Source organism: Pseudonocardia sp. 2-7 (assembly GCF_056341085.1).
The window spans coordinates 1,896,944-1,923,736 of sequence record NZ_CP094507.1 but is presented as its reverse complement, the minus strand read 5'-3'; the positions used below and the strand labels follow the sequence as shown (position 1 = coordinate 1,923,736).

The following is a 26,793-nucleotide window of genomic DNA, read 5'->3' as shown; positions in this document are numbered from 1 at the left end:
GGCGGGACACCTCGACCCGGTGGCCGGGGCGCTCAGCCGCGCAGCCGTATCCGGGCGTCGACCGCCGTCGCCCCCACCCCGCCCCGGCCGTCGGGTCGCAGGACCAGCGGGTTGATCTCCGCCTCCACCATCCGCGGCACGGTCCGCACCAGCCAGCCCCACCGCAGCAGCACGTCGCGGACCGCGGAGCGGCCCTGCGCGGCCAGCCGCGGCCCGAGCGCGGAGTCGGCGACGGCGCCGTCGGCGTCGTCGGGGGAGGCGACGGCGAGCAGGTGGCTCCGTCCGCCGACCGCGTCGGTGGCGCTCCCCCCGGGGCCCACCGTGAGCACCGGTCCGACGACGGCGTCGACGGTCGCCCCGACCAGGACCTCGTCGCCGCCGGACACCATGGGCTGGACCAGGACACCGCGCAGGGTGTCGCCGAACCGGGCCGCGAACCGCCCGACCGCCGCGCGGACCCCGTCCGCGGAGTCCACGTCCAGCACGACACCGCCGGCCGCGGCCTTGTGCAGCAGACCGGTGGCCTCGGCCTTGAGCGCGACCGGTCCCCCGGCGGCCCGCCACCGCTGCACCGCCCCGTCCGCGGTGCGCACCCGCGCCACCGGCGCCGCGGGGATCCCCGCGGCGCCGAGCAGCTCCAGGACCCCGAGCGGGTCGAGCCAGCCCTCGCCGGCCCCCGCGACGGCGGCGTGGGCCCGGGTGGCGTCGGTCCGGAGCAGGGCCGGGACCGGGTCCGCGGCGTGCCGGAGCCAGTGTCCGCGGCGCACCCCGGCAGCGACCGCCGCGGCGGCGGAGGTCACGTCGTCGTGCACCGGGACCCGGTCACGCGGGCGGGAGCCGCCCGGCGCCACGACCACGACCGGCACGGGCTCCCCCGCGGCGTCGCCGATCTCCGCGAGCGGGTCCCCCAGGTCCGTGGGCACCCCGGTGACGACCACGGCGTCCACCCCCGGGTCGTGCGCGACGACGGTGACGGCGCGGGCGAAGGCCCGGGCCCCGACCACGGCGGTCGTGTCGACCGGGCCGCCGACGGCCGCGGTCGCCGGCAGGATGCCGGCCAGCGCGAACCGGGTGCCGGCCTCCATCCGGGCCACCTGCAGCCCGGCGTCGGTGCACGCGTCGGCGGCGAGCACGCCCAGGCCGCCGGCGTTGCTGACGATCCCGACCCGGGGCCCCGCGGGCAGCGGCGCGCTCTGCAGGGTGGCGAGCATCTGGACGGCCTCGCGCGGGTCGCGGGCGAGCAGCAGCCCGGCCTGCCGGTACAGCGCGTCGCGGGCGGTGCGCGGGGTCGCCGTGGACGCGGTGTGCGACGCCGCGGCCCGCCGCCCGGCGTCGCTGCTCCCCGACGGGATCACCACGACCGGCATCGTGCGCGCGGCCCGCCGCGCGACGGCGGCGAACTCGTGCGGACGCCGGGCGGACTCCAGGTAGAGCACGGCGCCCCGGGTGCGGCCGTCGTGCGCCCACCAGGCGAGCAGGTCGTCGGCCGCGACGTCCAGGGCGTCGCCGGTGCTGACCAGCGAGCTGATCCCGAGTCCCGCGGCGGCCAGCTCGTGGCCCAGCGCGACGGCGATCCCGCCGGACTGGGCGGCCACGCCGATCTCCCCCGCCGGGGCGGTGGTGGCGAACGTGGCGTCGAGGGCGACCCCGGGGGCGGTGTCGACCAGGCCCAAACAGTTGGGGCCCACGAGGCGCATCCGGTGGTGCGCGCAGACCGCGGCGAGCCGGCCGGCGTCGGCGCCGGTGACGCCGGAGGTGAGCACGAGCAGCGCGCCGACCCCGGCCCGGCCGCAGTCCTCGGCGACCGGCACGACGGCGTCGGCCGGGACGCAGAGGACGGCCAGGTCCGGCACGGTGCCGAGCTCGCCGACGGTGCCCGCCCACGGCAGGTCCGGGGCCGGCGTACCGCGCGGGTTCACCACCGCGAGCGGCCCGCTGAACCCGCCGCGCCGGATCCGGTCCAGCACGGCCCGGCCGACCGTGCCCGGCCGGCGCGAGGCCCCGACGACCGCGACCGAGGCCGGGGCGAGCACCGGGGTCAGCGAGATCGCCGACGCCGCGGAGACCCGGGACCAGTGCGGGTCGTCCGACAGCGGGGTGGGGTCGCCCGTCTCCAGCCGGACGTGGGTGACGGGCCCGTCCGGACGGGTCCGCAGCGGGCGCCCGAGGTCGGTCAGCACCCGCATCATGGGGGCGTTGTCGGAGGCCACCTCCCCGGTCAGCGTGGCGAGACCGGCCGCGGTCGCGGCCCCGGCGAGTGCCTCCATCAGCAGGGTCCCGGCACCGCGGTGGCGCGCCGCGGGCGCGACCAGGACGGCGAACTCGGCGGTGGAGCCGTCCGGGACGGGCACGTAGTGGGCGACGCCGAGCAGCTCCCCCGCCTCGAACACGCCCACCGCGTGACCGGTCGGGGCGAGCACCGAGCGGGCGGTCCGCCGCGGGTCGGGGGCCGAGGCGGACAGGTAGCGGAAGTGCCGGTCGGTCGTGTCGAGACCGGTGTGCAGGGCGGTCACCGCAGGCAGGTCGGACCGGTCCAGCGGCCGGACGACGGCCCTGCGGCCGTCACCCAGCAGGACGTCGTGACCGCGGCCGGCGACGGGCTCCGACGGATCCCCCGACCGGGTCGTCGCCGACGCGGGGACGCCCATCAGAACTCCATCACGAGCCGGGCCGGGACCCGCCCGGCGAGGAGGTCGTCGACGGCGGCGTTGACGTCGTCGAGCTTGCGGGTCTCGGTGACCACCCGGGTGCGGCCGCGGGCGTGCAGGTCGAACACCTCGGCCAGCTCCTCGCGGGTACCCACGATCGACCCGAGCACGGTCAGCCCGCCCAGCACGAGGTCGAAGATCGGCACGGCCAGCGTGCCGTCGGCGGGCAGCGCGACGCACACGAGCCTGCCGCCGCGCCGCAGCGAGCGCAGCGCCTGCCCGAAGGAGTCCGGCGAGGGGGCCAGCGCGACGGCGACGTCGAGCCCGCCCAGGTCGTGGATCGCCTCGACGGGGTCGGTCGTGCGGGCGTCCACCACGGCGTCGGCGCCCAGCCCGGTCGCCAGTGCGAGCTTGGCGTCCTCGACGTCGACGCCGACGACCGAGGCGCCGACCAGCCGGGCGTACTGGACGGCCAGGTGGCCCAGGCCGCCGATGCCGAACACCCCGACCCGTTCGTCGGGGGCGACCCGCGCGTTGCGGATCGCCGCGTAGGTGGTGACCCCGGCGCAGGTCAGCGGAGCGGCTTCGACCGGGGGGATGTCGTCGGGCACCGGCACGGCGAAGCGCTCGTCGACCACCGCGTACTCGGCCCACGCGCCGTCCACCGAGTAGCCGCTGTTGGTCTGGCTCTCGCACAGCGTCTCCCGGCCGCTGACGCAGTAGCGGCACCGGCCGCAGGCCGACCCGAGCCACGGGATCGCGACCCGTCGCCCGATCGTCCGGTGGTGGGGACCGTGCACCGACTCCACGACGGTGCCGATCCCCTCGTGCCCGGGGACGAACGGCGGGCGGGGCTTCACCGGCCAGTCCCCGCGCGCGGCGTGGACGTCGGTGTGGCAGATGCCGCTGGCCTCCATCCGGACCAGGACCTGCCCGGGGCCGGGGACCGGCACCGGGATCTCCCGGATCTCCAGGGGCGCTCCCAGTGCGGGGACGACGGCGGCGCGCATCGTGTTCACGGCTGCTCCTCGGTCACCGGCGGCGGGCCGGTGGGGCTGCGGCGGAGAGAACTGAGGTCGCGGCCGACGCTAGGTACGGCGCCGGCCGCGGAGCAGGGCCGGAGGGCGCCCGGCGGGCGGGACCTTCGGCGACGGCGGTGACCGCCGCGACGTGCAGATCCTCGGGCCGCGGGCACCGGGCCGACCGTCCCTGGTCGCGCCCCCGCCCGCGGGCCACCGTGGGGGCGTCCTGGACACACGAGGGAGGACGTCCGATGAGCAGCACGATCACGCGCCGGGCCGGGGCACTGCCCGGCGCACTCACCGAGATGGAACGGATGGTCGACGACTGGTTCCGCGCGTTCCCCGTGCGGCGCCCGGTGTACGCCGGCCGGCTGCGCGAGGAGGCGGCGATCCGCGTCGACGAGTTCGTCGAGGACGGGTCGCTGGTCATCCGGGCCGAGCTGCCCGGGGTCGACCCCGCCGCCGACGTCTCGGTCACCGTGGCCGACGGCCTGCTGACCGTACGGGCGGAGCGGGGCGGCGAGGAGGAGCGGTCCGAGGACGGCTACCGGAGGCGCGAGCTGTGGCGCGGCACCATGTCGCGCGTGCTCCAGCTGCCCGAGGGTGTCATCGCCGACGACATCGCGGCGAGCTACACCGACGGCATCCTGGAGATCAGGGTGCCGATGCCCGAACCGCCCGCACCGGCCGAGGCCACGATGATCCCGATCAGTACCGGCTGACCCCGGAGCGGTCACGGCACGGCGGCCGGGGCCGGGTCCACGACCCGGTCCCGGCCGCCGTCACCCCTGCGGGAGGGGACCGGGGGCGGCGTCGCCGGCGGTCAGCCGGTGGAACGTCGCCGGCTCCGGCGCCGGGTCCCGTCGTCGCGACGCCCGCCCGGCCCGCACGACCGGGCACCCGGCGGGCGGGCGCGCGGGCCACGCCGCGTACCGGGCCAGCACGACGAGCCCGGCGGTCCTCGCCTCGTCCCTCAGCACCCGGTCCCAGCCGTCCCTGCGCAGCTCGGCCTCGAGGTCCACCTCGCCGGTCTCGACGGCGACCTCGTCGGTGACCGCGTCGAGCAGCCGCCGCGCCATCTCCGTCCGGGCGGCCCCGGTCGGCGGACCGCCGACCGTCCGGCGTGGCGGCGGGACCACGACGACCAGCCGCAGGTCCCGCCCCGACCGGCGGGCGACGTCGGCGGCCCAGCGGACGTCGTCCGGGTCCAGCTCGTCGCGGCCGACGACCACGACCGGTCCCCGCCGCGGACCCGCCGCCGCCGTCATCGCGTCCTCCCGGCCGCGCACCGGTCCACCGACCGCACCCCCTCCCCTGCGCCCCTGCCGGACGCCGGGTCGTCGCCGGGTCACGGCCCGGCCACCGGTGGTGCGGGGTGCCGTGCGGTGGGCCCCCGCGCCCGCCGCACGGCCCGGTACGCCTCGTCGGTCCCCCAGACGAGCAGGGGCATCGGCAGGAGGCAGGCGAACACCCACGCCGGGGGCGGCGTGGTCCCGAGCAGGGAGTTCGCCACCGGCAGGAAGATCGCGGCCGCCGCGAAGGCGAGCTCGGCGGCGAGGGCACCGAGCAGCAGCCGGTTCGTCGTGACGCCCACCGACCGCAGCGACGCGCGCCGGGTGCGGGCGGCGAACGCCGTGCCGACCTGGCAGGCGACGATCGCTGCGAAGGTCGCGGTGGTGGCCTGCCGGTAGGTGGTGTGCAGCGGCGATCCGGGACCGGTCGCGGCACCGGGCGTCCACCCGCCCCGCACGAGGACGGCCAGGAACAGCCCGGTCGCGAGCACGGCCGCCACCGGGCCCATCAGGCCCCAGGCCCGCAGGAGCATCTCGCCGGTGATGACGTTCTCGCGCCGCGGGCGCGGTGGCCGGTCCATCAGTCCGGGCTCGGCGGGCTCGCGGCTCAGGGCCAGCGCGGGCAGCAGGTCGGTGCCGAGGTCGATCGCGAGTATCTGCAGCACGCCGATCGGCAGCGGGACCAGCCCACCGGAGAGCGCGAACGCCAGGAACGGCACGAGCTCGGGCAGCAGGTGGCCGAAGATGTAGACGACGAACTTGCGCACGTTGTCATAGACCCGCCTGCCCTCCTCGACCCCGGCGACGACGGTCGCGAAGTCGTCGTCGGTCAGCACCAGCGTCGCGGCCTCGCGGGCCACCTCGGTCCCGGACCGGCCCATGGCGACGCCGATGTCGGCGTGCCGCAGTGCGGGCGCGTCGTTCACCCCGTCCCCGGTCATCGCCACCACCTGGCCGCGGGCACGCAGCGCGTCGGCGATGCGCAGCTTGGCCTCCGGCGCGGCACGCGCCACCACCACCTCGCCGGAGGCGGCGAAGAACCGCTCCAGCTCGGGCTCGGTCATGGCGTCCAGGACCGGGCCGTCCACGACCCGGTCGGCGCCGATGCCCACCCGGCGGGCGATCTCGGCGGCCGTGCGCCCGTCGTCGCCGCTGACGACGTGCACCCGGATGCCCGCGTGGTGGCACGACGCGACGGCGGCGGGCGCCTCCGGGCGGGGCGGGTCCAGCAGGCCGACGAGCCCGAGCAGGGTCAGGCCGCTCTCCGCGGCGTCACGCGCGGCGGGGTCGGCGGCGGCGGGGTCGGCGGCGGCGGGGTCGCGGCGGGCCACGGCGAGGACCCGCAGACCCCGCCCGGCCATGTCGGCGACCGCCTCCTCGACCGCGGCCCGCCGGTCGGCGGGCAGCACGCAGCGCGCCAGCACCGGACCGGGGGCGCCCTTGACGTGCAGCACCGGCCCGTCCGGGCCGGGGTCCAGGGTGGACATCAGCATCCGGTGCGGGTCGAAGGCGTGGAGGACCAGCCGTTCGGCGTCGCGCACCCCGGCGTCCACGCCGGCACCGGCGGCCGCGGCCCCCTCCAGCAGGGCGAGCTCGGTCGGGTCCCCCGCGCCGGTCCGCGGGTCGGCCGTGCTGCAGCGCGCCAGCGTCGTCCAGAACGCGGGCCCGGGCGGCGCGGACGTGGGGCCCGGGCCGCGGACGTCGACCACCCGCATGGTGCCGGTCGTGAGCGTGCCGGTCTTGTCCGTGCAGATCACCGTGGTCGAGCCGAGGGTCTCCACCGCGGAGAGTCGTTTCACCAGCGCACCGCGGTCGGCCATGGCGCGGACCCCCACGGCCAGCGCCAGGGTGATCGTCGGCAGCAGCCCCTCGGGCACGTTCGCCACGATCAGGCCGACGGCCAGCACCAGGGCCTCGGTGAGCGAGAGCCCGGCCACCACGCCGAGCGGCACGAAGGCGACACCGACCCCGACGGCGACCGCCGCGATCAGCCGGGCGACACGGCGGACCTGCCGTTCGAGCGGGCTCTCGTCGGTCGGCCGGGTTCCGGCGAGCGCCGCGATGCGGCCGATCTCGGTGTGCGCCCCGGTGGCGTGCACGACGGCCTCGGCCGCGCCGGCGACGCACCCGGTCCCGCTGAACACCAGGACCGGCGAGTCCAGCGCACTCGCCGCGGTGTCGGGTGCCGAGGCGTCGCGGACGACGGGGACCGACTCCCCGGTCAGCGCCGACGCGTCGACCTGCAGGCCGCCCGACAGCAGCCGGGCGTCGGCGGGCACCCGGTCGCCCTCGGCCAGCAGCAGCACGTCACCGGGAACGAGCTCGGCGGCGGGGACGCTGCGCACCGTCCCGTCGCGGCGGACCCGGGCGTGCGGGGGCAGGTAGCGGCCCAGTGCCTCGACGGCCCGGCCGGCGTGGCGCTCCTGGAGGAACGCGAACCCGGCGTTGAGCACGACCACCACCAGGATCGCCGTGCCCAGCTGAGCGGTGCCGGCGGCGACGGCGAGGGCCGCCGCCACCAGCAGCAGCACCGCCAGCGGGTGGGTCAGCTGCCGTCGCAGCGCCCGCCAGGTCGACCGGCTCCCCGCCCGGGCCGGTGTGTTCGGCCCGAACCGGGCGAGCCGCCGCGCCGCATCACGCCCGGAGAGCCCGGCCGGTCCGGAGCGCAGGTCCCGCAGCAGCCGGGCCGCGGGCTCCCGGGGGTCCGGGACACCCCCTGCGGGCGGGTCGTCGGCGGGTCCGCCGGTCCCGGGGACGGGGCCGGCCGGCCGGTGCCGGGTGTCGGTCACCGGGAAGCGTCCGAGGCCGCCCCCGCTCCCGTCGCGCCGAGCAGGACCGCCGCCCGGCGCGGGGTGACCACGACGACCGGGCAGCCGGCCCGGCGGACGCACGCGGCGCTGACCGAGCCCAGCACGGCACGGCCCAGCGGTCCGTGCCCGTGGCTGCCCACGACGAGCATCGCCGCCTCCGCCGACTGCGCCACGAGCTCACCGACGACGACGCCCTCGATGAGCTCGCCCTCCACCCGCACCCCCTCGGGGACCGGGATCTCCGCCAGGTCGTTCTCCAGCGCACGTTCCTCGTCGTCACGGACGACCGACCCCACCACGAACACCGGCGCCGGCGGCGCGAACAGCGGCGCCGGGTCCCACACCCGCACCGCCCGTACCCACCGGCCGCTGCGGGCGGCCTCGGCGACCGCCCAGGCGAGCGCCGCCCGGCCGCCCTGCGACCCGTCGGTGCCGACGACGATCTCGTCGTCCCGCACCGTCCTCTCCTGCTCCATGACGCCCTCCTCGTGACGAGGGGCCCAGCGTCCGCGCCCCGGGCCGGGCGCCGCGCCGGGCGAACGTCCCGCGGAACCGGGGCCGTCCGGTCCCGCCGCGCCCGGCGTGGCCACGCGGGACCAACGGCCCGCCGGTCGCGGGGCCTTCGCGGGTGGGCCCGGCCGCCGTCCCCCGGCAGGGTCGCCGAGGACCTCCGCAGCCTCCCGGCACGCCGGCGACGCCCGCCGGGGCCGTGCTCCCGGCGGCCGTGACCGACGACCCGAGGAGAAGCCGTGCACGTACAGATCGTGGTGGAGTCGCTGTTCGGCACCACGCGCGCCGTGGCCGAGGCCGTCGCCGACGGCCTGCTCGCCCGGGGGTGCGACGTCGACGTCGACCCGCCCGGCCCCTCGACACCGCTGCGGCCAGGTGAGCTGCTCGTGGTGCTCGGTCCGACGCACGCGTTCGGCATGACCCGGCCCGCGACGCGCGAGGACGCCGTCCGGCAGGGCGCCACCGCTCCCCCGTCGGACGGGATCCGTGAGTGGCTCGACCGGTTGCCCGACGCCGGCCCGGACGCACCGGCGACCGTCTGCGCGGACACCCGGGTCTCGCGGTGGGTGCCGGGGTCGGCGGCCCACGCCGCGGCGCGGGTGCTGGGTCGCCGCGGCTACCGTTCCGCAGGCGCCCCCCGGTCGTTCCTGGTGCGCGGCAACGGACCGCTGCGGCCCGGCGAGCTGGAGCGCGCCCGCGAGTGGGGCGCCGCGCTGCTGCCGGCGACGACCCGTGCGGACGGCGCCCGGTGAGCGGGCGGCCGGTGGTCGTCGGCGTCACCGGGGCGCCGTCGTCGCAGGCGGTGGCCCGGTGGGCGGCGCGAGAGGCCCTCGCGCGTCAGCGGGTGCTGCGGGTCGTGCACGCCGCGGACTACGACACCGGCGACGTCCCCGCCTGGCACCGGCACGCCCGCCTGGTGCTGTCGCGTGCGGCGGCGACCGCCCGCGGTGCCGCCCCCGGGGTGGTGCTGGAGACCGTGCTCGTCGAGCAGCCGCCCGTCGCTGCGCTGGAGGCCGAGGCTCTCGGCGCCGAGCTGCTGGTGCTCGGGGCGGTCGGCTCGGGGCACCCGGCGGACGGACCGGCCGATCCGGTCCTGCACCGGGTCCTCGACCGGGTGCGGGTGCCGGTCGCCGTCGTCCACGCCTCGACGGCCGAGGGCACCGGCCCGGTCGTGGTCGGCCTGGAGTACCCGCGCACCGACGCGGAGCTGCTGCACGACGCCCACGCCTGCGCCCGCCGCGGCGGCGGCGTGCTGCGGATCGTGCACGCGCTGCGCCCGGGGCACGGCTCCGCTCCGGCCGTCACCGCGGTGTTCGCCGAGCTCGCCCGGCACTGGGACGAGCGCTCGGACGCGGTGGACGTCGAGCTCGAGGTCGTCGACGACCGTCCGCTGCCGGCGCTGCTCCGGGCCGCCGAGCACGCCGGCCTGCTGGTCGTCGGGGCACGGCCGCACGTGGGCGGGCCGCTCCGGCGTTCCACCCCGGAGGAGCTGGCGTGTCTGGCCGCGTGCCCGGTCCTGGTGCGCCCCGTCGGGCCGGCACCCGGTCGCGACGCTCAGGGGGCCAGCACCGCGGACAGCGCGCGCCGGGGGGTGGCGGGCAGCTCGCGGTCGTCGGCCGGGTAGCCGAGCCGCACGATCAGCTGTGGGTGGGCGTCGACGTGCAGGACGTCGCGGGCGAGCACCGACCGCGTCGCGGACAGCTCGAGCGCCTGGCTCAGCGGCGTGGTCGCCAGGCCCGCGCGCACCGCGGTGAGCAGCACGGCGCTGGTCGCCTCGCCCGCCCGCAGCCGGTCCTCGGGTCCGTCGCGCCGGGTGCAGAGCACGGCGAGCACGCCCCCGCCGGCCGGTGCCGCCGCCGTCCCGGTCAGCCGACCGGCCGGGAAGGCCCGGTTCGGGCCGGTCCCCCGTGGGGCGGGCCGGGTCGGCCGTGCCGACGCGGGGATCCCGTCGTGCGCGCCGGCGTAGCGGTTCGTCCAGGTCATCAGCTCGGCCAGGTAACCGGGGCGGCAGCGCTGCTCGTCGGCCGCGCGCGCCAGGACGGCGTCGAGCCCGGCCCGCCGGGCCTGCCCGGACACGGGCAGCAGCAGCGCCCCGTGGCGTCGCGCGGCCGCCGTCACCGCCTCCAGCACGGACCCGGGCACCGGGCGGTCGTCGTAGCGCCGCCGGTCGGTGCGCCGGCGCGGCAGCGCGGGCCACAGGTCCGCCTCGGCGGCGTCGGCGGGACCGTCGACGGCCGTGACCACGGCGAGCAGGTCCGTGTCCTCCGGGTCGGGCAGGCGCACCGTGCGCACCGCCGTCCCGGCCGCGGCGAGTGCGACGTGCAGGTGGTGCAGGCAGGCCCCGCAGCTGACGAGCAGGTCGCGGCGGTCCGGGTCGGTCTCGTACAGCCGGCGCAGGGGGTCGGCGTACAGGGCGGCCCGCGCCGCGTCCACCCGCCAGCGCCAGGGCTGGCTGTTGTGCAGCGAGGGGGCCCGCAGGGCCCAGCCGACGGCGTCGAGCATCGTCGGGCCGGGCCCGTCCGGGCGGTCCGGGACGTCCATCGGGCCGGGGTCAGCGCGTGAGGTGCGCCCGCGTGCCGGTGGACTGCTCGATGTCGAACACCGTGGACTCGAACAGCCGGTGCTGCAGGTCGGCCAGTGCCCGGGCGACGGCCAGCTCCGCCCCGATCTCCGGGACCTCGCGGTCCTGCGGGTGCCGGTGGGCCTCGCCGGCGCCCACCAGCCGGGTGTCGTCGCGCGTGGTCAGCCGGGCGGTCGCCCGCGTCCGGCCCGGCTCCTCGCTGATGTCGATCGTGACCGTCCACTGCTCGGCGTAGCTCATCGGGGTCTCCTCCTCCACGGCCGGAACTCGAGGACCGGCCTCCACCACGGTGTCGGGACGCGGCCCCCGGGCCCAGGGCCGTGCGCCCCGCCCACGGAGGGCCACAGGCCCCGGCCCGGTTCCCCCTCCGGTGCCCCGGGCCGGGCGCGCAGCCGCACCGACCCCCCGGGACGCAGGACCCGCCGCGTCGCGCCGCACCGCACGGTGATCGGGTCGCCGGGGCCGCACGCCGCACGGACCAGCACCTCGCGGCCGCGCACCCGGACGTCGACCACCAGGTCGCGGTAGCGGATCTCGAAGGACAGCCGGCCGGAGTCGCGCGGCCAGTGCGGGTTGAACCACAGGGCGCCGTCGCGCACCTCGACCCCGGCGAAGCAGCGCTGGAGCAGGTCGACCGACCCGGCCATCGCGCCGAGGTGCACGCCCTCGGCGGTGGTGCCGCCCTGGACGTCGGCGAGGTCGCTGCGCACGGCGCGCCGGAAGTGGTCGAGGGCGTCCTCGCGGTGCGCGCGGGCCAGAACCCAGGCGTGCACCAGGGAGCTGAGCGTGGACCCGTGCACGGTGCGGGCGAGGTGGTGGTCGATCGTGCGCCGGACGGCGTCGGCCGGGAGCCGGTAGCCCAGGCCGTGCAGGAGCTCGCGCAGCTCGTCGGTGGACAGCAGGTAGAACAGCATGAGCACGTCGGCCTGCTTGGTGACCTGGTAGTCGTCCACCGACCGGCCCTCGGCCTCCAGGATGCGGTCCAGCCGCTGCAGGTCGCCGTAGCGGCGGCGGTAGTGCTCCCAGTCCAGCTCGGGCAGCGCGCTCGCGCCCTCGAACTGCTCCAGCACGCCGTCGGGGCGGATCGGGACGTAGGACCGCCGGGTGCGGTCCGCCCAGGACCGCAGCTCCCGGTCGGTGAGGCCGAGCTGTTCGAGCAGCTCGTCGCGGCGCCGGACCGGGATCAGGTCGAGGCACTCGCGGGCCCGCCGCCAGAGCCACACCGCCATCACCGTGGTGTAGGTGTTGTCGTCGACGCCGGGGCGGTCGGCACCCGGGTAGCGGGTGGAGAACTCGTCGGGCCCCATCACCCCGCGGATGCGGTAGCGGCCCCGCTCCGGGTCGAGCTCCGACAGCTCCGCGAGGTAGCGCGCCACCTCCAGCATCACCTCCGCGCCGTGCGCGGCCAGGAAGTCGCGGTCACCGGTCGCCTGCACGTAGTGCCACACGTTGTAGGCCACGGCCAGGCCGACGTGCTTCTGCAGGGCGCTGACGTCGGGCAGCCAGCGGCCCGACAGCGGGTTGAGGTGCAGGCTCTGGCTCTCCTCGCGGCCGTCGCTGCCGGACTGCCACGGGAACATGGCGCCCCGCCGGCCGGTCGCCCGGGCGGCCCGGCGGGCGGCGTCGAGCCGACGGACCCGGTAGTGCAGCAGGGCCCGGGTCACCTCGGGCATCCGCAGCGTCAGCACCGGCAGCACGAACAGCTCGTCCCAGAACACGTGGCCGCGGTAGGCCTCGCCGTGCAGGCCCCGTGCGGGCACACCGGCGTCGACGTCGAGGGCGTGCAGGGACACGGCCTGGAGCACGTGGAACAGCCCCAGCCGCAGGTCGCGCGCGGTGTCCGGGGCGTCGGGCACACCGGTGCCCGCCAGGTCGAAGCGGAACCGCCGCCACACGTGCCGCCAGCTCACGGCCTGCTCCTCGAGCAGCGCGGGGACGTCGGGGGCGTCGGCGAGCAGGTCGAGCGCGGTGGTCGCCGGGTCGGCGATGGCGACGTCGCGGGAGGTCACCAGCGTCACGACGGTGTCGACCCGGACGGCGGACCCGCGGGGCACGTCGAGCACGTGGTCGTACCCGACGGCGTCGCCGGTGCGCACCACGGACGCGGCGGCGCTGTCCGGCCGGACCCGGGTCCGGGCCGCGACCGCGATGCGGACGTCGGACCGGGAGGTGCGCGTCGTCAGCAGCACGGTCCCGGGCCGGGGTGCGTCGACCCGCTCGGTGTGCAGGTGGTGCGCGGCCAGGCCGCGGTACCGGGCGACGCCGGTGTTGCCGACCGCCCCGTCGATCCGGGAGCGGACGCGCAGCCGCCCCGACCAGTTCTCCGCGACGACGGTGGTCTCGGTCGCGGCGACGTGTCTGCGGGTGCGGTGGACCAGGCGCCGCTCGTGCAGCGCGGTGCGCCTGCCCTCGGCGTCGACGTAGCGGACGAGCCGGGTCAGCACGCCGTGGCGCAGGTCGAGCAGGGCCCGGTTCTCCAGCAGCGCGGCGGGGCCGAACGGGTCGACGTCGGTCCCGTCCGGTCCGGCCCGCAGCCACGTCCAGTCCGGCAGGGCGACCATGCTCTCGTTCTCCACGACCCGGTCGCCGAGGGTGTCGACGAGCCGGTTGTAGACGCCCGCGGCGTAGGTGCCCGGGTAGTGCGGTCCGCCGGCGGAGGCCGCGGCGGCCGCCCCGCGGACCGCCTGGTAGCCGTTGCCGAGCGTGCACAGCGCCTCCCGCCGGCCCTCGTCGGCCGGGTCGAAGCCGTGGAAGCAGACCGACCAGCCGTCGCCCGTCGGCGCGCAGGCGGGGCAGTCGGTCGCCACCGGCGACTCAGTGCGCACCGCGGCGCGCGGCGTCGAGGAGCACCCGTCGTTCGGCCGCGCCGAGCGCCCGCCGCACCGCGCCGACGGCGTCCGGGTCGACCGAGACCGCCGTGATCCCTGCCTCGACGAGGTGCCGGACGAACGCGGGGTCGCGGCTGGGTGCCTGGCCGCACAGCGAGCTGGGCACGCCCGACAGGGCCGCGAGCTCCACGATCGCCGTGATCGCGGCCAGCACCGCCGGGTCCGACTCGTCGTAGAGCTCGGCGAGCCGCTCGGAGTCCCGGTCGACGCCGAGGACCAGCTGGGTGAGGTCGTTGCTGCCGATCGACACGCCGTCGATCCCTGCCGCGACGTACTCGGGCAGCCAGTGCACGACCGACGGCACCTCGGCGGTCAGCCACCGCTGCAGGAGCCGGTCGCGGCCCGTCTCGGCGCCGTCGACGAGGTCGAGCACCGCGGCGAGCTCCCAGCGGGTCCGCACGAACGGCAGCATGAGGTGGACGTTCGGGCAGCGCTCCCTGACCCGGGCGAGCATCCGCAGCTCGAGCCGGAACAGCTCCGGCTCCCGCAGGTAGCGGTAGGCGCCGCGGAAGCCGATCATCGGGTTCCGTTCGACCGGCTCGTGGTCGGCGCCGCCGGTGAGCAGGCGGAACTCGTTGCTGCGCAGGTCGGCCGCCCGGTAGAGGACCGGCCGTGGCCGGAACGCCTCGCCGACCTCCCCGACGGCCCCGGCCATCGCGGTGACGAACTCCTCGGCGTCGCCCGCGGCGATCATCGCGAGCGGGTGGCGGCCGCGCAGCGCGTCGGTCAGCGCGATCTCGGCGCGCAGCAGCCCGACGCCGTCGACGGGGAGGGCGGCGGCGCGCCGTGCCGCCTGCGGGGTCGCCACGTTCACGTGCACCTCGGTGGCGAGCGGCTCCGGCGGGGCCGCAGCGGCGTGGCGGGCGACGGCGGTCGTGGCCGGCCGGGCCGTGCCGGCCGACACCGTGCCGGCCGACACCGTGCCGGTGCCCCCGTCGACGGTGACCAGGCGGCCCGGGGTGATGTCGGCGGTGGCCGTCCGGCTGCCGACCACACAGGGGATGCCCAGCTCGCGGGCGACGATGGCGGCGTGGCAGGTGACGCCGCCGTGGTCGGTCACCACCGCGGCCGCGCGGCGCAGCGTCGGCAGCCAGTCCGGGTCGGTCCGCGGGGCGACGAGGACGTCGCCGGTCGTCAGCTGCGCCCCGTCCGCCGGTGAGGACAGGATCCGCGCGGGACCGCTGCGGCGACCCGGTCCCGCCGCGACGCCGGTGACGAGGACCTCGCCGGAGGCCGCCCGGCCCCCGGCGCCGTCGGTGCCGGTCCCGGCCGTGGTGGTCACCGGGCGGGCCTGCACCAGGTAGAGGGTGTCGCCCTCCAGTGCCCACTCGACGTCCTGCGGGACGCCGAAGTGCTCCTGCACCCGCTGGGCGAGCCGGGCGACCGTGGCCGCCTGTTCCGGGGTCAGGACGCGGGCCGACGCCCGGTCCGGGTCGAGGGCGACGGAGCGGTCGTGGCCGTCGGGGCCGGGTACGACGGCGTGGGACTGCACCCCGATGTGCTCGAACACCGGCTCCAGGCCGGGCAGCGCGAACACGGAGGTGTCGGGCTCGACGAGACCCCCGACCACGACCTCGCCCAGCCCCAGCGCGGCCTCGACGACGACCCGGTCGGTACGGCCGGTCACCGGGTCGGCGGTGAACGCCACCCCGGCGCAGTCGGACTCGACCATCCGCTGCACGACGACCGCGACCGCCGGTGGGCCCGTCAGACCGCGACCGGCGCGGTAGGCGAGCGCGCGCGGGGCGAACGCCGACGCCCAGCAGTCGGCGACGCGACGGTCGAGCTCGTCCTCGCCCCGGACGTGGGTGAAGCTGGAGTGGATGCCGGCGAAGGAGTGCGCCCCGCTGTCCTCACCGATCGCCGACGACCGGACCGCGACCGCCACCGGGCCGGACCCGTCCGCCAGTGCGGCGTAGGCGCGGTGGATCTCCTCGGCCAGCTCGGGCGGCGGGCCGGCGGCGCGGACGAGCTCCTGCAGGCGCGCGCAGTCCGGCCCCGGGTCGTCCCGGGACTCGCCGGCCCCCACCTGCGCCAGCAGCCGGTCGAAGCGCTCGTCCAGGGCGTCCAGCACCCCGCCCGCCCGCATCGCCTCGCGGTAGGCGGGAGCCGTCACCACGAATCCGGGCGGGACCGCGAACCCGGCCGCGATCAGGTCTCCGAGACCGGCGGCCTTGCCGCCGACGGTGGCCGCGTCGGCCCGGCCGAGCCCGGCGAGCGGCCGGACGCCCGGCCCGCCGGTCGCGCCGGGCGCGACCCGGGTGCCCTCAGCCGCGGTCACGGCTCGCCATCCCGGCGTGCTCACGCCAGCGCTCCTCGGACTGCAGGGAACCGCGCGCGACCTCGCGCAGCACGTCGTGGCGCGACAGCAGCCCCACGCAGCGCCCACCGGACTCGATCGGGAGCGCGCGCAGGCCGTTCTCCAACATCCGGGCCACGGTGAAGGCCAGGTCGTCGTCGGGACCGGCGGTGAACGGGTGGTGGGTCATCACCGCGGCGACGACCTCCTCCGGGTCGATCTCCCCCGGGTCGCCGCCGACCGGCACCCGGCCGGCCAGCAGGTCCGACTCGCTGACCACACCGACCACCCGGTCCTCGGCGTCGACCACCGGGGACGAGGCGTGCCCCCGGCCCACGAGCACGCGTGCCGCGACCGCGATCGGGGTGTCCGCCCGGACCGTGGTCACGCCGGTCCGCATGACGTCTCGGACGTGCATGGCTGCCTCCTCGTCTCGGTGCACGCGGGCACCGGCCCGCGGCCCACCGAGCGTCTCCGGCGGCACCCGGTCCGGCCAGGGCCGGAGTGCTCGGGGCACGGCACCACCGTCCCGACCGGCGTCCGGGACCAACGGCCCTGGCCGGACGCGGCGGGCGGGGGTGCGGTGGGCCCTCCGATCCGCCGAGCCGACCGGAGGAGCTCCGTGGCCCCGAGCTGTCCGACCCTGTTCCCGCACGCACCCGCCGCGGTCGTTCCCGCGGCCGTCGCCCGCCTCCGGCCCGAGTTCCCGGGACGGAGGGTCGTCGCCGTCGTCCGCCGGTCGCTGGCCGACCTCGCCGGGGCGCCCGTCCCGGCGCTGCCCGAGCTCGTGGAGCGGCTCGCGCGGCAGCGCCTGCTCGATGGGGAGGGCTGACCCTCCGGGCGCCCCGGCCGGTCCGCCGGCGACGTCCGCCGTCGTGCCGGACGGCTCCCGGGCGGGTGCCGTCCGGTACCCCGGCCGCGGGACCTACGGGCCTGGTGGCGCCGGGCCGGCGCTGGGCAGGGTCGCACCGTCGCCGGTCGCGGCGGCGGGGAGGCACAGCTCCCGGGACCCGGGCCGAGCGGAGGGGACGACGATGTTGAGCGAGGGCGAACGACGGCGGCTGGTCCGGATCGAACACGAGCTGACGGCGGAGGCCCCCCGGCTCGCCCGCCGGTTCCGGAACCCGTCGCGCCTGCGGGTGTGGCTGCTCCCGGCGGCGACGGCAGCGCTCGGGCTGGCCGCGGCGGTGGGTCTGCTGGCGCTCGGCCGGCCCGGCGACGCCCTCGTGCTCGGGGTCCTGGGCTGCTGGCCGGTGTACCGCCTGCTGGAGCGCCGACGGGTGTGGCACCGGCTGCGGACCCGGTTCCGGGACCGCTCGGGCGGCGGGGGCAGCACGTCGCGGAGCACCTGACGACCCGCCGGCCACCGGTGCCGCGGGCGGCCGGCGGGCCCCCGTGGACGGCGCGGTGGGCGTCGGCGGACCGGCCGGGCCGCGGGCGACCCGATCGCGTGCCCTCCGCCCCTGGGTCACCGGAGCGGGGCGGGACGACACTCGCAACCCGCGCCACCGGCACGGGACGCCCACGACGACGAAGGATCCGCGATGAACGACCATCTGCTCACCGCCGACACGCCCCGGACGGGTACCTACCGGGTGCGGGTGTCGGGGGTCTTCGACACCGCGGCCGGGGCGCACCTGCTGCGTCAGCTCGACGCGTGGGCCCGCGACAGGGACACCGTCGGGGGGACGACCCGGACCGTCGTCGCCGACCTCACCGGGGTCACGGCCGTCTCCGCCGCCGGGCTGAAGGCGATCCCGCACGCCGTGCGCACCGTGAGCCGGCGCGGGTGCGCCTTCACCGTGGTCGGCGCCGAGCACCTGCTCGGTCGCGTGCCCCCCGCCGCCCGCCCGTTGCTCCGGCCGTCCGAGGCCGTCCGGCTCCCCGAGCCGGTGACGTCCGGCGCCGGGAGCGCGCCGTGACCGGGCGAACGCCGCTCACCCGGCGGCGCCTGCTGGGTGTCGCGGCGGCCGCGGGGGTGGTCGGCGGGGTGGCCGCGTGCACGGGGATGCCGGTGTCCGGCTCCGGCCGTCCCGGGCCGGTGGCCGGGCTCCCCTTCGCCGATCCCCCGGAGCGAGTCGCGCGCGCCGGGGTCCTGTCCGGTGTGCTGAGGGCGACCCCGGGGGTGGACCTCGCCGGTGCCGCCGGTGCCGGCCTCGGCTACGACGGGACCTCCCCGGGCCCGACCCTGCGGCTGCGGCCCGGCGACGAGCTCGCGCTGCGCCTGGAGAACGGGCTCGACACCCCGACCAACCTGCACCTGCACGGGCTGCGGGTGCCGCCCGACCCGGGCGGTGACGACCCGTTCCGGATGGTCGGCCCCGGCGGGACCGCGGACTACCGGATCCGGGTGCCGCGCGACCATCCCGCCGGCACGTTCTGGTACCACCCGCACCACCACGGGACGGTGGCCGACCAGGTGTTCGCCGGTCTCGTCGGGGCGATCGTGGTCGAGGGCGGACCGGACCTGGGCACGGCGGAGGACCACGTCCTCGTCGTGACCGACACGACGGTGGGCGACGACGGCCGGGTCGCCGCGGCCGGTCCCATGGACCGGGTCGCCGGCCGGGAGGGCGAGCTCGTGCTGGTCAACGGGCTGCGGCGGCCGGTACTGGCCGGGGCGCCGCAGCGCTCCCAGCGGTGGCGGCTGGTCAACGCGACCTGCTCACGGGTGTTCGACGTGTCGCTCGACGGGCAGGACCTCGTCCACGTCGCGACCGACGGGGTGTTCCTGCCCCGTCCGGTCGTCCGCGACCGGGTGCGGCTCGCGCCGGGCAACCGTGCCGACGTCGTCGTGCGCCCCCCGGACGTCCCCGGCGACGTCGACCTGCTCGCCGCGGACGTCGACCGGGGCGGCATGGGAGGGATGGGCGGCACGGGCACGGGAGGGATGGGTGGCACGGGCACGGGAGGCATGGGCGGCACGGGTGGCACGACCGGCACCGGGCCCGTCGTGCTCGCCACGCTGCGCGTCACGGGGGCCGCGGCCCCGACCCCGCCGCCCCCGGCGGTGCTGCCCGCGCCGGTGGTGCCACCGGGGCCCCCGGACCGGACACGGGTGCTGACCCTGACCGCGCCGATGGGCGGCGGGGGCATGGGCTTCGGGATCGACGGTCGCGGGTTCGACCCGGCCCGTGACGACCTCGTCGTCGTCCCCGGGACCGTGGAGGAGTGGGTGGTCGAGAACCCGGGGACCATGCTGCACCCGCTGCACCTGCACACCTGGCCGATGACGGTGCTCGACGCCGCGGGCTCGGACGGCGCCGTGCGGGACGTCGTGACGGTGCCCGCCGGCGGCCGGGTGGTGCTGCGGGTGGCGTTCACCGGCGCGACCGGCCGGACCGTCCTGCACTGCCACGTCCTCGACCACGAGGACGCCGGGATGATGGCGACGGTCCGCGTCGGGGGCGCCGGGACCCCGTAGCGGGACCTTCGGCCGGGCGCCGACGGTCTTCCGGATCTGCCCGCGCACGCACGCCCCTGCGACGGTCGCCGGGACGGCGCCCCGAGGAGGACCACCCATGCTGCGGCTCATCGACGACCTGCCCGAGGGGACGGTGGGGGTGGCCGCGAGCGGGGTGGTGACCGTCGCCGACCTGGTGGACGGCCTGGCCCCGGTGCTGACCGCCGTCGCCGGTCCGGTGCCGCTGCTTCTGCAGGTCGCCGACACCACCGACACGGCGGTGCCCGGGGCGTCCGCGCCGCGGCGGGTCCCGCGGCTGGCCCGCGTCGGGTCCTGCGCCGTGCTGGCCGCGCCGGACACCCACGCGACCGCCCGCCGGATCGCGTCGTCGCTGCGGCCCGTGCGGGTGCGGGTGTTCGCACCGGAGGAGCGCGCCGCCGCCCTGACCTGGCTGACCGGCGGATCGGCCGGACCGGTCCGCGAGACCGCGCTGCTGCGCGCGTGAGCCCCGTGGCGGGTGACGTGTCCCCGGTCGCGCCACCGCCCCACCCGTGGGCGCAGGACGCGGTCGCGCTCGCGGAGCAGCTGGGGACCGACCCCGACGAGGGGCTCGGCGGGTCGGCGGTCGCCGACCGTGCGGTCGCGGACGCCGACCGGCCCTCCCCCGGGCTGGACCGCAGCCTCGCCGCCTCGGTCCTCGCCCAGCTGCGGGAGACCATGATCCTGGTGCTGCTGGGCGCGGCGGCGCTGAGCGTGGCCGTCGGCGACGCCGGCGACGCGGCCGTCATCGTGCTGGTCGTCGTCCTGAACACGACGGTCGGCGTCGCGCAGGAACGTCGGGCCACCGGGGCCGTGGCGGCGCTGCGGGCGCGGGCCGCACCGCGGGCGACGGTGGTCCGCGACGGGCGCCGTCACGAGGTGCCCGCGGCCGAGGTCGTCGTCGGTGACCTGCTCGTCCTGGGCCGGGGCGACGTGGTGGCCGCCGACGCCCGGCTGCTGACGGCCCACGAGCTGCAGGTCGACGAGTCCGCGCTGACCGGCGAGTCGCAGCCCTCGGACCGCCGGGCCGCCCCGGCCTGCGCGGAGGACACACCGGTGGCCGACCGGAGCACCGTGGTGCACGCCGGCACGCTCGTCGTGCGCGGGCGCGGGCGGGCGGTGGTCACCGCCGTCGGGCTGCGGACCGAGCTCGGCACGGTGGACGTGCTGCTGCAGCGCCGCCGGCCGCCGCCGACACCGCTGCAGCGCCGGCTCGCCCGGCTCGGCCGGGCGATCTCGCTCGGGGTGGTCGTGGCCTGCGTGCTGGTCGGCGTGGCGGGGCTGGCCCGGGGCGAGCCGTGGCCGCTGGTGGTGCTGACCGCGCTGAGCCTGGCCGTCGCGGCGATCCCCGAGTCGCTGCCCGCCGTCGTGGCGCTGGCGCTGGCCGGGGCGACCCGCCGCATGGCGCGGCTGGGCGTCATCGTGCGCACGCTGCCCGCGGTGGAGGCACTGGGCTCGGTGACCGTGCTGGCCGTCGACAAGACCGGGACGCTGACCACCGGACGGATCACCTGCACCGCGGTGTGGCATCCGGACACCGGTACGACGGAGCTGACCGGTCCGCTGCCCGCGGGACCGGCGCGGGCGGTGCTCGAGGCCGCGGTGCTGGGTGGCGACGCCGAGGAGGGCACGCCGGGGACCGAGGGCGCGGTGGCCCGGGCCGCGGTCGGCGCCGGGCTGGACCTGCGTGCGGTGCGGTCCCGCCGGCCGCGCACGGCGGTGCGCCCGTTCGACGCGCACCGGCGGTGCACCGTCAGCCGCCACGACGGCCCGGACGGCCCGCTGGAGGTCGTCGTCGGGGCCCCCGAGGTCGTGCTGCCCGGACGTGCCGACGCCGCGGCCGTCGTCGAGGCCTGGGCGCGGGCCGGGGCGCGGGTCCTGGCGGTGCGCGCAGGGCGGCGGGAGACCGGGCTGCTGCGCCTCGACGATCCGGTCCGCGACGACGCCGCGGCCGCGGTCGGCGCGGCCCGCACCGCGGGCGTCCGCACCATGATGATCACCGGTGACCATCCGGCGACGGCCGCCGCGGTGGCCGCCGCCGTCGGTCTGGACACCGGGGAGCGCGACGGCCTGCCCGCCGTGCACGCCCGTGCGGACCCCGGCACGAAGCTGGCGCTCGTCGAGTCGCTGCGCGCGGCCGGCGAGATCGTCGCCATGACCGGCGACGGCGTCAACGACGCCCCGGCGCTGCGGGTCGCCGACGTCGGCGTCGCGATGGGCGGGCGCGGCACGGAGGTGGCCAAGGAGGCCGCCGACGTCGTGCTGGGCGACGACGGGCTGGGCCGGATCGTGGCCGCCGTCGCCGAGGGCCGCCGGGTCGCCGACAACGTGCGCCGCTTCGTCCGCTACGGCCTGGCGGGCGGCCTCGCCGAGCTGCTCGTGATGGTCGCGGGGCCCTTCCTGGCGCTCGGTCTCCCGCTGCTGCCCGCGCAGATCCTGTGGGTGAACCTGGTGACCCACGGGCTGCCGGGGGTCGCGATGGGGTCCGAGGCGGCCGAGGCCGACGTGCTGTCCCGCCCGCCGCAGCCGCCACGGCAGGGCATCCTCACCCGGCGCACGGTCGTCGAGACCGCGGTGCTCGGCGGCGTCGTCGCCGGCTGCTCGCTGGTGGTGGCGACGACGGCGGCCGCGACCGGACGGCCCTGGCAGACCATGCTGTTCGTGACGCTCGCGCTGAGCCAGCTGGGACTCGCCCTGACCACCCGGTCGGACAGCACGCCGCTGTGGCGGCTCCCGGTGCGCAGCAACCCGTTCCTGTACGTGGCCGCCGCCACCAGCGTGCTGGCGACGCTCGCCGTGGTCTACCTGCCCGGTGCGGGCCTGCTGTTCCACACCGTCGCGCTCGGCCCGGCGGAGCTCGCGATCGCGGTCGGCGCGGCGGCGGTGCCGTCGGTGCTGGTCGAGGCCGAGGAGCTGCGGCGTTCCCGCCGGCGGGCTCACCCCGGCCAGGACCAGTCCCGCACCAGCGGGGCGTCCTCCCCCGTCTCGTCGGCGTGAGCGAGGCAGACCGCACGCAGGTCCAGCAGTCGCTGCCGCAGGCCCGTCCGGCGCACGGCGAGCCCGGGGACCCGGTCGAGCGCGTCGACCGCCAGCCGGAAGCGGTCCAGCCCGTCGCGGGCGAGCACCCCGAACGGGGTCGCCGGGCCGCCCCGCCGTCCGCGGCCCGCCACGTGCCAGAGCTCGCGCCCGGGGCGCCGGGCCAGCAGGTGGTCGATCAGGGCGGGGCGGCCGTGGAAGGCCAGGACGACCGGGACCCCGGGCGGGAACAGCGCGTCGTGGTCGCGGGCGGGCCACCCCTCGGGCCGTTGCGCGGGCGTCGCGAGGCGGCCCGGCTCGACGACGTCGACGACCCGCACCGCGAGCCCGGGCAGGTGCTCGCGCAGCAGCGACGCCGCCGCCACGACCTCGACGGTGGTGGCGGCCCCGCACCCGGCGAGGACGACGTCGGGCAGGGCACCGGGATCGACGGTCCCCGCCCACTCCCAGACCCCGCCGCCGCGGCGCACGTGCGCCGCGGCCGCGTCGGGGTCGAGCCACTGCGGGCCGGGTGCGGTCCCCGCGACGACGACGTTGAGCCCGCTGCCCGGGCCCAGGCACCGGCGGGTCACGCACAGCAGGGTGTTCCCGTCCGGGGGAAGGAACAGCCGCGCGCCCCACGGACCGTCCCCCACCACGTGGTCGGCGAGCCCCGGGACCGGCCCGGCGTGCCCGTCCGGGCCGTGTTCCCCGCCGCGGTCAGCCACCAGCACCGTCAGCGCCGCCGGAGACCGCCGCCAGGGCACGGTGTCGATCTCGGCCAGCACGCTCGCGTAGCCGTCGAGCATCGCGTCGACCTCACGGACCTGCTCCTCGGGCAGGACCGCCAGGCCGTGGCGGCCGGACAGCACGTAGCCCTCCAGGCGCCCCTGGCAGACCCGGGCCGAGGCGATGCCCAGGACCCGGTGCCGCTCGGGCGGCCCGGCCCCGTCGGGGCGGTCGTCGTCCAGCGCCCCGCCGAGGCGGGCGTCGGCGACCCCGCCGGGGGCGACCACCCGGAAGCGGTCCGGGTTGGCCGCGAGCACCTCGCGGACCCAGCCGCCGAGCATCCGGGTCGCGCCCGCGACGGTCACGCCGGGGACCGGGACCGGGCGCTGGTGGGTCCGGATCGTCGGCAGGTCCAACGGCCGTACGAGGGCGCCGCCGTCGGCCTGCGGGCACGCACTCGGCGGCGGCACGCACCGGCCCTCGGCGGCCGGGACCGGAGCGACCCGCGGCGCGCCGCGGTCGTCGAACAGCTCCTCGGGGCGGTAGCTGCGCAGCCACTCCTCCAGGGCGGTCCGCTGCTCCGGGTCGGTGCGGGCCCGCGGCAGGGGCGTCCCGGACGGTGCCCGGCCCGCCGGGGCCGGGTCCCCGGTCGGCGGCCCGGTCCAGCCCGGCGGGCTGCGCAGCACGACGACCGGCCGCCCGTCGCGGACGACGGCGGCGCCGCGGGCGGCCCGGGCCCGGGCGTCGGCGATCCGGGCCCACGCCTCGTCGAGCGCGGCGGCCATCGGTGCGTGCGCGTCCGCGGCGGCACCGTCGGGGTCGACGGTCACCTCGAGGGGCGTGTACCCGCGGCCGCGCAGCAGGCTGCGCAGGTCCTCGGCCGGGAGCCGGGCGAGCAGCCCCGGCGGCGCGCCCTCGATCCGGCTGCCGTCGAGGTGCAGCAGCGGCAGCACGGCGCCGTCGGTGGCCGGGTCGGACAGCGTCCCGGCCTGCCACGCGGCGTCCGACGGGTCGCTCTCGGCCTCGCCGTCGCCCACGACGCACGCCACGACCAGCCCGGGGTTGTCGTCCGCGGCGCCCTGGGCGTGGGCGAGCGCCTGCCCCGGGGTGTCGGTGGGGTGCAGCACCCCGGGCGTCGCGGCGGAGGTGGTGACCCGGACGCCGGTGGGGCTGCCGTACCCGCGGACCAGGGCCCGAAGGCCGTCGCCGTCGCGGCGCAGCCCGTGGTCGCGGGCGCCGAGGGTGCCCTCCAGCCAGGCGGCGGCCCGCACCGCGGCTCCGGCGTGCACCGGTCCGGCGACGACCAGCGCCGGTGTGCCGTGCCGGGCGGCTGCTCGGGCGACGTGGGCCCAGCAGAACGTGAGGCCCGGGGCCGTGGACCAGTGGCCCCGGGGTTCCGGCCGGACGTGCCCGGGCAGCAGCGGCTCGGCCGGCAGCGGGATGTCCAGCAGGTGCATCTGCGCGACCACCAGGTAGTTGGCCGTCCGCCACCACCGGTCCACCGCGGTGACGTCGTCGTCCACGGACCCGGTCATCGGGTCCCCGGCGCTCCGACGACCGCCACCGGGCACCCGGCGTGCCGCAGGACCGCCTGACCGGTGGATCCGAGGAGCGCCCCGGACAGCGCGCCCCGCCCGTGTGTCCCGACGACGACCAGCCGGGCCCGCGGGGACTCCCCGACCAGCGCCCCGGCCGGGTTGTCCAGCAGGACCCGTTCCCGGGCGTCGAGCTCCGGGTACCGGGACCGCCACGGCGCGAGCGCGGTGCGGACCCGGTCGGCCGCCGCGTCCAGGGCGGCGGCCTGCCTGCCGTCGCGGGCGAGCAGCTCCGCGGTGTAGGGGTCCATGTCGTGGTCGAACCAGGCGTGCACCGCGACCAGCGGCGCCCGGTGCGCCAGCGCGTGCTCCACGGCGAAGCCGAGCGCGGGGCCGGTGAGGTCGTGCACCCCGACGACGACCGGGCCGCCCGGGTCGCCCGGGGCCCGGTGCACCACGACGGGGCACTGCGCGGTCGCGGCCGCGGCGACCGCGACCGACCCGGCGAGCAGCGTGGCGAACCCGCCGCGACCGCGGCTGCCGAGCACCAGCAGGCCCGCGGTGCCGGACACCTCCCACAGCACCTCCGCCGCGGAGCCGCCCCGCACCTCGGAGCCGACGCGTTCGGGGCCGAGGGTCCGGCGGGCCGGTCCGGCCGCCTGCTCCAGGCACCGTTCGGCGTGCCGGACCATGGCGTCGCGGCCGTACTCCTCGCCGAGATGCGGGAGCCCGACCGGCAGGAACGTCGTCCAGGGCACGGCGACGACCAGCAGCAGCGGGACCTGCCGGCACGCGGCCTCTTCGGTGGCCCACCGCGCGGCGGCGTAGGAGGAGTCCGATCCGTCGACGGCGGCGACGACGGGCCCTCCGGCCGCGGCACCGGGGGCCGGGGGCGGGCCGGACCCCGCCGGCTCCGCACCGGTCATCGTCGCCCGCCCTCCCCGCCGACCGGGCGGGCGCCGACGGCGACGAGGACCGCCCCGGCCAGGGCCAGGACACCTCCCGCGACCAGCGCGACGGCCGTCGCGCCCGGACCGGTCGCGCCGGTCACGGATCCGGTGCCCGTGGTGTCGACGGCCCCGGCGACACCCCCCGCGAGCCCGAGCAGCAGGGCCCAGGCCCCGGCGGTCAGCAGCACCGCACGCCCGGCCGGCGGCGGCGCGAGCGGCGCCGCCGCGACCCGCGCCGGGGGCGCCTCGGGGCGGGTGAGCAGGGCCTGTCCGCCCCTGCCCTCCGCGGCCCCGGCGGCCGGGGCGGCCGTGGTCCGGTCCGGCCCGTCACCGGGCAACGGTCCGGCCGGGTCCTGCGGGCCCTGGTCGAGCCGCATCGGCGGGTAGCTGTCGGTCATCAGCGCCGCGTAGGCGACGACCCGCAGCACCCAGCGGTCGATGCCGGTCACCAGGTCCAGCAGACCGGCCGGGTAGCGCCCGGTGAACAGCAGCAGGACCCCCACGAACAGCACCAGCAGCGACAGCAGCCCGCCGCCCTCGGTGCCGAAGGCCCCGCCCCCGCCGACACGGCCCACGATCGTGCCGCCGGCGCCGACGAGCAGCGCCAGCACGAGATAGTGCGGCAGCGCCAGCAGCCACCACTTCACCAGGACCAGCCCGCGGGACAGCCGCCCCGGATAGGCGATGTCCAGCCGCGCCGCGTCGTCCGGACGGTCGTCGAGCGCGAATCGCGGGTACCGGTCGGTGCCGAGCCCGCCGTAGCCGTACCAGGTGACCCGCCACCCCCAGCGCAGGACGCCGACGTTGTAGGCGAACATCGTCCGCGGGTACCGGCCGGTGACCAGGACCGCGAACAGGGCCACCACGGTCAGCACCCAGAACGCGACGCCGAGCACGCCGAGCACCACCAGGTGCGGGACCAGCAGCAACCACTTGACCAACCACAGGCCGCGGGACAGGTGCTCGTCGGTGCGGGCCTGGATCCGCACCGGGGAGTCCTCACCGCGGGCGGGAACGGGCGTCGAAGTCGTCATGGCGCGAGGGTCCGCTCCCGCCCGGTCGCCGGTCAGGG

General features: G+C 78.4%; 22 protein-coding genes. 9 read left to right on the top strand and 13 right to left on the bottom strand.

Going from position 1 to position 26,793, the window contains the following annotated elements; all coding sequences use genetic code 11:
• Window positions 1-32: 32 nt before the first annotated feature.
• Both MTO91_RS09585 and MTO91_RS09580 read right to left on the bottom strand, forming a co-directional pair.
• Window positions 33-2,648 (bottom strand): bifunctional acetate--CoA ligase family protein/GNAT family N-acetyltransferase, encoded by a 2,616-nt coding sequence (locus tag MTO91_RS09585; RefSeq protein ID WP_476654311.1) that lies wholly within the window; start codon window positions 2,646-2,648, stop codon window positions 33-35.
• Complete coding sequence (locus MTO91_RS09580) at window positions 2,648-3,658, bottom strand: zinc-dependent alcohol dehydrogenase (protein ID WP_476654846.1); 1,011 nt, start codon at window positions 3,656-3,658, stop codon at window positions 2,648-2,650. The genes MTO91_RS09585 and MTO91_RS09580 overlap by 1 nt, the downstream gene beginning before the upstream one ends.
• A gap of 263 nt (window positions 3,659-3,921) precedes the next feature.
• Between MTO91_RS09580 and MTO91_RS09575 the strand changes: the two genes are divergently transcribed.
• On the top strand, window positions 3,922-4,392 hold the full coding sequence (locus tag MTO91_RS09575; protein ID WP_251784545.1) for an Hsp20/alpha crystallin family protein: 471 nt from the start codon (window positions 3,922-3,924) through the stop codon (window positions 4,390-4,392).
• Between the two features lie 60 nt (window positions 4,393-4,452).
• Here the strand turns inward: MTO91_RS09575 and MTO91_RS09570 are convergent, their stop codons facing one another.
• The 3 genes from MTO91_RS09570 to MTO91_RS09560 form a co-directional block, all read right to left on the bottom strand.
• Entirely contained in the window at window positions 4,453-4,938 is a 486-nt protein-coding gene (locus MTO91_RS09570) for a hypothetical protein (protein WP_476654310.1), read from the bottom strand.
• Between the two features lie 80 nt (window positions 4,939-5,018).
• Complete coding sequence (locus MTO91_RS09565) at window positions 5,019-7,643, bottom strand: cation-translocating P-type ATPase (RefSeq protein WP_476654844.1); 2,625 nt, start codon at window positions 7,641-7,643, stop codon at window positions 5,019-5,021.
• A 104-nt stretch (window positions 7,644-7,747) separates the two neighbouring features.
• Window positions 7,748-8,248: a universal stress protein gene (locus tag MTO91_RS09560; RefSeq protein ID WP_476654309.1), complete on the bottom strand. Its 501-nt coding sequence runs from the start codon at window positions 8,246-8,248 to the stop codon at window positions 7,748-7,750.
• Window positions 8,249-8,521: 273 nt separating this feature from the next.
• Here MTO91_RS09560 and MTO91_RS09555 point away from each other — a divergent pair, with 273 nt between their 5' ends.
• Both MTO91_RS09555 and MTO91_RS09550 read left to right on the top strand, forming a co-directional pair.
• Window positions 8,522-9,034 carry a hypothetical protein gene (locus MTO91_RS09555; RefSeq protein ID WP_476654308.1) on the top strand — a complete coding sequence of 171 codons (513 nt, stop codon included), beginning with the start codon at window positions 8,522-8,524 and terminating at the stop codon, window positions 9,032-9,034.
• Window positions 9,031-9,906, top strand: coding sequence for a universal stress protein (locus MTO91_RS09550; protein WP_476654307.1), 876 nt, complete (start codon window positions 9,031-9,033; stop codon window positions 9,904-9,906). Before MTO91_RS09555 ends, MTO91_RS09550 begins: the two co-directional genes overlap by 4 nt.
• On the opposite strand, the gene MTO91_RS09545 is transcribed toward MTO91_RS09550, so the two are convergent.
• From MTO91_RS09545 to MTO91_RS09525, 5 genes are read right to left on the bottom strand one after another with little or no spacing between them, the layout of a single operon-like run.
• Window positions 9,837-10,823, bottom strand: a complete 987-nt coding sequence (locus tag MTO91_RS09545; RefSeq protein ID WP_476654306.1) for an Acg family FMN-binding oxidoreductase — start codon at window positions 10,821-10,823, stop codon at window positions 9,837-9,839. The genes MTO91_RS09550 and MTO91_RS09545 overlap by 70 nt on opposite strands.
• 10 nt (window positions 10,824-10,833) lie before the next feature.
• Window positions 10,834-11,103, bottom strand: coding sequence for a DUF1876 domain-containing protein (locus MTO91_RS09540; protein WP_476654305.1), 270 nt, complete (start codon window positions 11,101-11,103; stop codon window positions 10,834-10,836).
• Window positions 11,100-13,670 carry a glycoside hydrolase family 65 protein gene (locus tag MTO91_RS09535; protein ID WP_251784552.1) on the bottom strand — a complete coding sequence of 857 codons (2,571 nt, stop codon included), beginning with the start codon at window positions 13,668-13,670 and terminating at the stop codon, window positions 11,100-11,102. The genes MTO91_RS09540 and MTO91_RS09535 overlap by 4 nt, the downstream gene beginning before the upstream one ends.
• A 7-nt stretch (window positions 13,671-13,677) precedes the next feature.
• Entirely contained in the window at window positions 13,678-16,032 is a 2,355-nt protein-coding gene (gene ppsA / locus MTO91_RS09530; protein ID WP_476654304.1) for a phosphoenolpyruvate synthase, read from the bottom strand.
• Window positions 16,019-16,468, bottom strand: coding sequence for a CBS domain-containing protein (locus MTO91_RS09525; RefSeq protein ID WP_476654303.1), 450 nt, complete (start codon window positions 16,466-16,468; stop codon window positions 16,019-16,021). The genes ppsA and MTO91_RS09525 overlap by 14 nt, the downstream gene beginning before the upstream one ends.
• A gap of 204 nt (window positions 16,469-16,672) precedes the next feature.
• Here MTO91_RS09525 and MTO91_RS09520 point away from each other — a divergent pair, with 204 nt between their 5' ends.
• From MTO91_RS09520 to MTO91_RS09495, 6 genes are all read left to right on the top strand, one after another.
• Complete coding sequence (locus MTO91_RS09520) at window positions 16,673-16,882, top strand: hypothetical protein (protein ID WP_251784555.1); 210 nt, start codon at window positions 16,673-16,675, stop codon at window positions 16,880-16,882.
• Between the two features lie 202 nt (window positions 16,883-17,084).
• The gene (locus MTO91_RS09515; RefSeq protein WP_251784556.1) at window positions 17,085-17,402 is read left to right on the top strand and encodes a DUF3040 domain-containing protein; all 318 of its coding nucleotides are present in this window, start codon (window positions 17,085-17,087) and stop codon (window positions 17,400-17,402) included.
• A gap of 192 nt (window positions 17,403-17,594) precedes the next feature.
• The gene (locus tag MTO91_RS09510; protein ID WP_346104445.1) at window positions 17,595-17,972 is read left to right on the top strand and encodes an STAS domain-containing protein; all 378 of its coding nucleotides are present in this window, start codon (window positions 17,595-17,597) and stop codon (window positions 17,970-17,972) included.
• Window positions 17,969-19,474, top strand: coding sequence for a multicopper oxidase family protein (locus MTO91_RS09505; protein ID WP_476654302.1), 1,506 nt, complete (start codon window positions 17,969-17,971; stop codon window positions 19,472-19,474). The genes MTO91_RS09510 and MTO91_RS09505 overlap by 4 nt, the downstream gene beginning before the upstream one ends.
• Window positions 19,475-19,571: 97 nt before the next feature.
• Window positions 19,572-19,958: a SpoIIAA family protein gene (locus MTO91_RS09500; RefSeq protein ID WP_251784559.1), complete on the top strand. Its 387-nt coding sequence runs from the start codon at window positions 19,572-19,574 to the stop codon at window positions 19,956-19,958.
• Entirely contained in the window at window positions 19,955-22,489 is a 2,535-nt protein-coding gene (locus tag MTO91_RS09495) for a cation-translocating P-type ATPase (RefSeq protein ID WP_476654301.1), read from the top strand. The genes MTO91_RS09500 and MTO91_RS09495 overlap by 4 nt, the downstream gene beginning before the upstream one ends.
• Here the strand turns inward: MTO91_RS09495 and MTO91_RS09490 are convergent.
• Genes MTO91_RS09490 through MTO91_RS09480 form a run of 3 tightly spaced genes read right to left on the bottom strand, consistent with a single transcriptional unit; the run spans window position 22,429 to window position 26,755 of the window.
• Window positions 22,429-24,771, bottom strand: a complete 2,343-nt coding sequence (locus MTO91_RS09490; protein ID WP_476654300.1) for a phosphoketolase family protein — start codon at window positions 24,769-24,771, stop codon at window positions 22,429-22,431. The two genes, MTO91_RS09495 and MTO91_RS09490, sit on opposite strands and share 61 nt — an antisense overlap.
• Window positions 24,768-25,697, bottom strand: a complete 930-nt coding sequence (locus MTO91_RS09485; protein ID WP_476654299.1) for a universal stress protein — start codon at window positions 25,695-25,697, stop codon at window positions 24,768-24,770. The genes MTO91_RS09490 and MTO91_RS09485 overlap by 4 nt, the downstream gene beginning before the upstream one ends.
• Window positions 25,694-26,755 carry a DUF4389 domain-containing protein gene (locus tag MTO91_RS09480; protein ID WP_476654298.1) on the bottom strand — a complete coding sequence of 354 codons (1,062 nt, stop codon included), beginning with the start codon at window positions 26,753-26,755 and terminating at the stop codon, window positions 25,694-25,696. Before MTO91_RS09480 ends, MTO91_RS09485 begins: the two co-directional genes overlap by 4 nt.
• Window positions 26,756-26,793: the final 38 nt, after the last annotated feature.

Coding starts and splice junctions, on each gene's coding strand:
- MTO91_RS09585 (WP_476654311.1), bottom strand. CDS start 2,648: ATGGGCGTCCCCGCGTCGGCGACGACCCGGTCGGGGGATCCGTCGGAG.
- MTO91_RS09580 (WP_476654846.1), bottom strand. CDS start 3,658: ATGCGCGCCGCCGTCGTCCCCGCACTGGGAGCGCCCCTGGAGATCCGG.
- MTO91_RS09575 (WP_251784545.1), top strand. CDS start 3,922: ATGAGCAGCACGATCACGCGCCGGGCCGGGGCACTGCCCGGCGCACTC.
- MTO91_RS09570 (WP_476654310.1), bottom strand. CDS start 4,938: ATGACGGCGGCGGCGGGTCCGCGGCGGGGACCGGTCGTGGTCGTCGGC.
- MTO91_RS09560 (WP_476654309.1), bottom strand. CDS start 8,248: ATGGAGCAGGAGAGGACGGTGCGGGACGACGAGATCGTCGTCGGCACC.
- MTO91_RS09545 (WP_476654306.1), bottom strand. CDS start 10,823: ATGGACGTCCCGGACCGCCCGGACGGGCCCGGCCCGACGATGCTCGAC.
- MTO91_RS09540 (WP_476654305.1), bottom strand. CDS start 11,103: ATGAGCTACGCCGAGCAGTGGACGGTCACGATCGACATCAGCGAGGAG.
- MTO91_RS09525 (WP_476654303.1), bottom strand. CDS start 16,468: ATGCACGTCCGAGACGTCATGCGGACCGGCGTGACCACGGTCCGGGCG.
- MTO91_RS09515 (WP_251784556.1), top strand. CDS start 17,085: ATGTTGAGCGAGGGCGAACGACGGCGGCTGGTCCGGATCGAACACGAG.
- MTO91_RS09510 (WP_346104445.1), top strand. CDS start 17,595: ATGAACGACCATCTGCTCACCGCCGACACGCCCCGGACGGGTACCTAC.
- MTO91_RS09500 (WP_251784559.1), top strand. CDS start 19,572: ATGCTGCGGCTCATCGACGACCTGCCCGAGGGGACGGTGGGGGTGGCC.
- MTO91_RS09490 (WP_476654300.1), bottom strand. CDS start 24,771: ATGACCGGGTCCGTGGACGACGACGTCACCGCGGTGGACCGGTGGTGG.
- MTO91_RS09485 (WP_476654299.1), bottom strand. CDS start 25,697: ATGACCGGTGCGGAGCCGGCGGGGTCCGGCCCGCCCCCGGCCCCCGGT.
- MTO91_RS09480 (WP_476654298.1), bottom strand. CDS start 26,755: ATGACGACTTCGACGCCCGTTCCCGCCCGCGGTGAGGACTCCCCGGTG.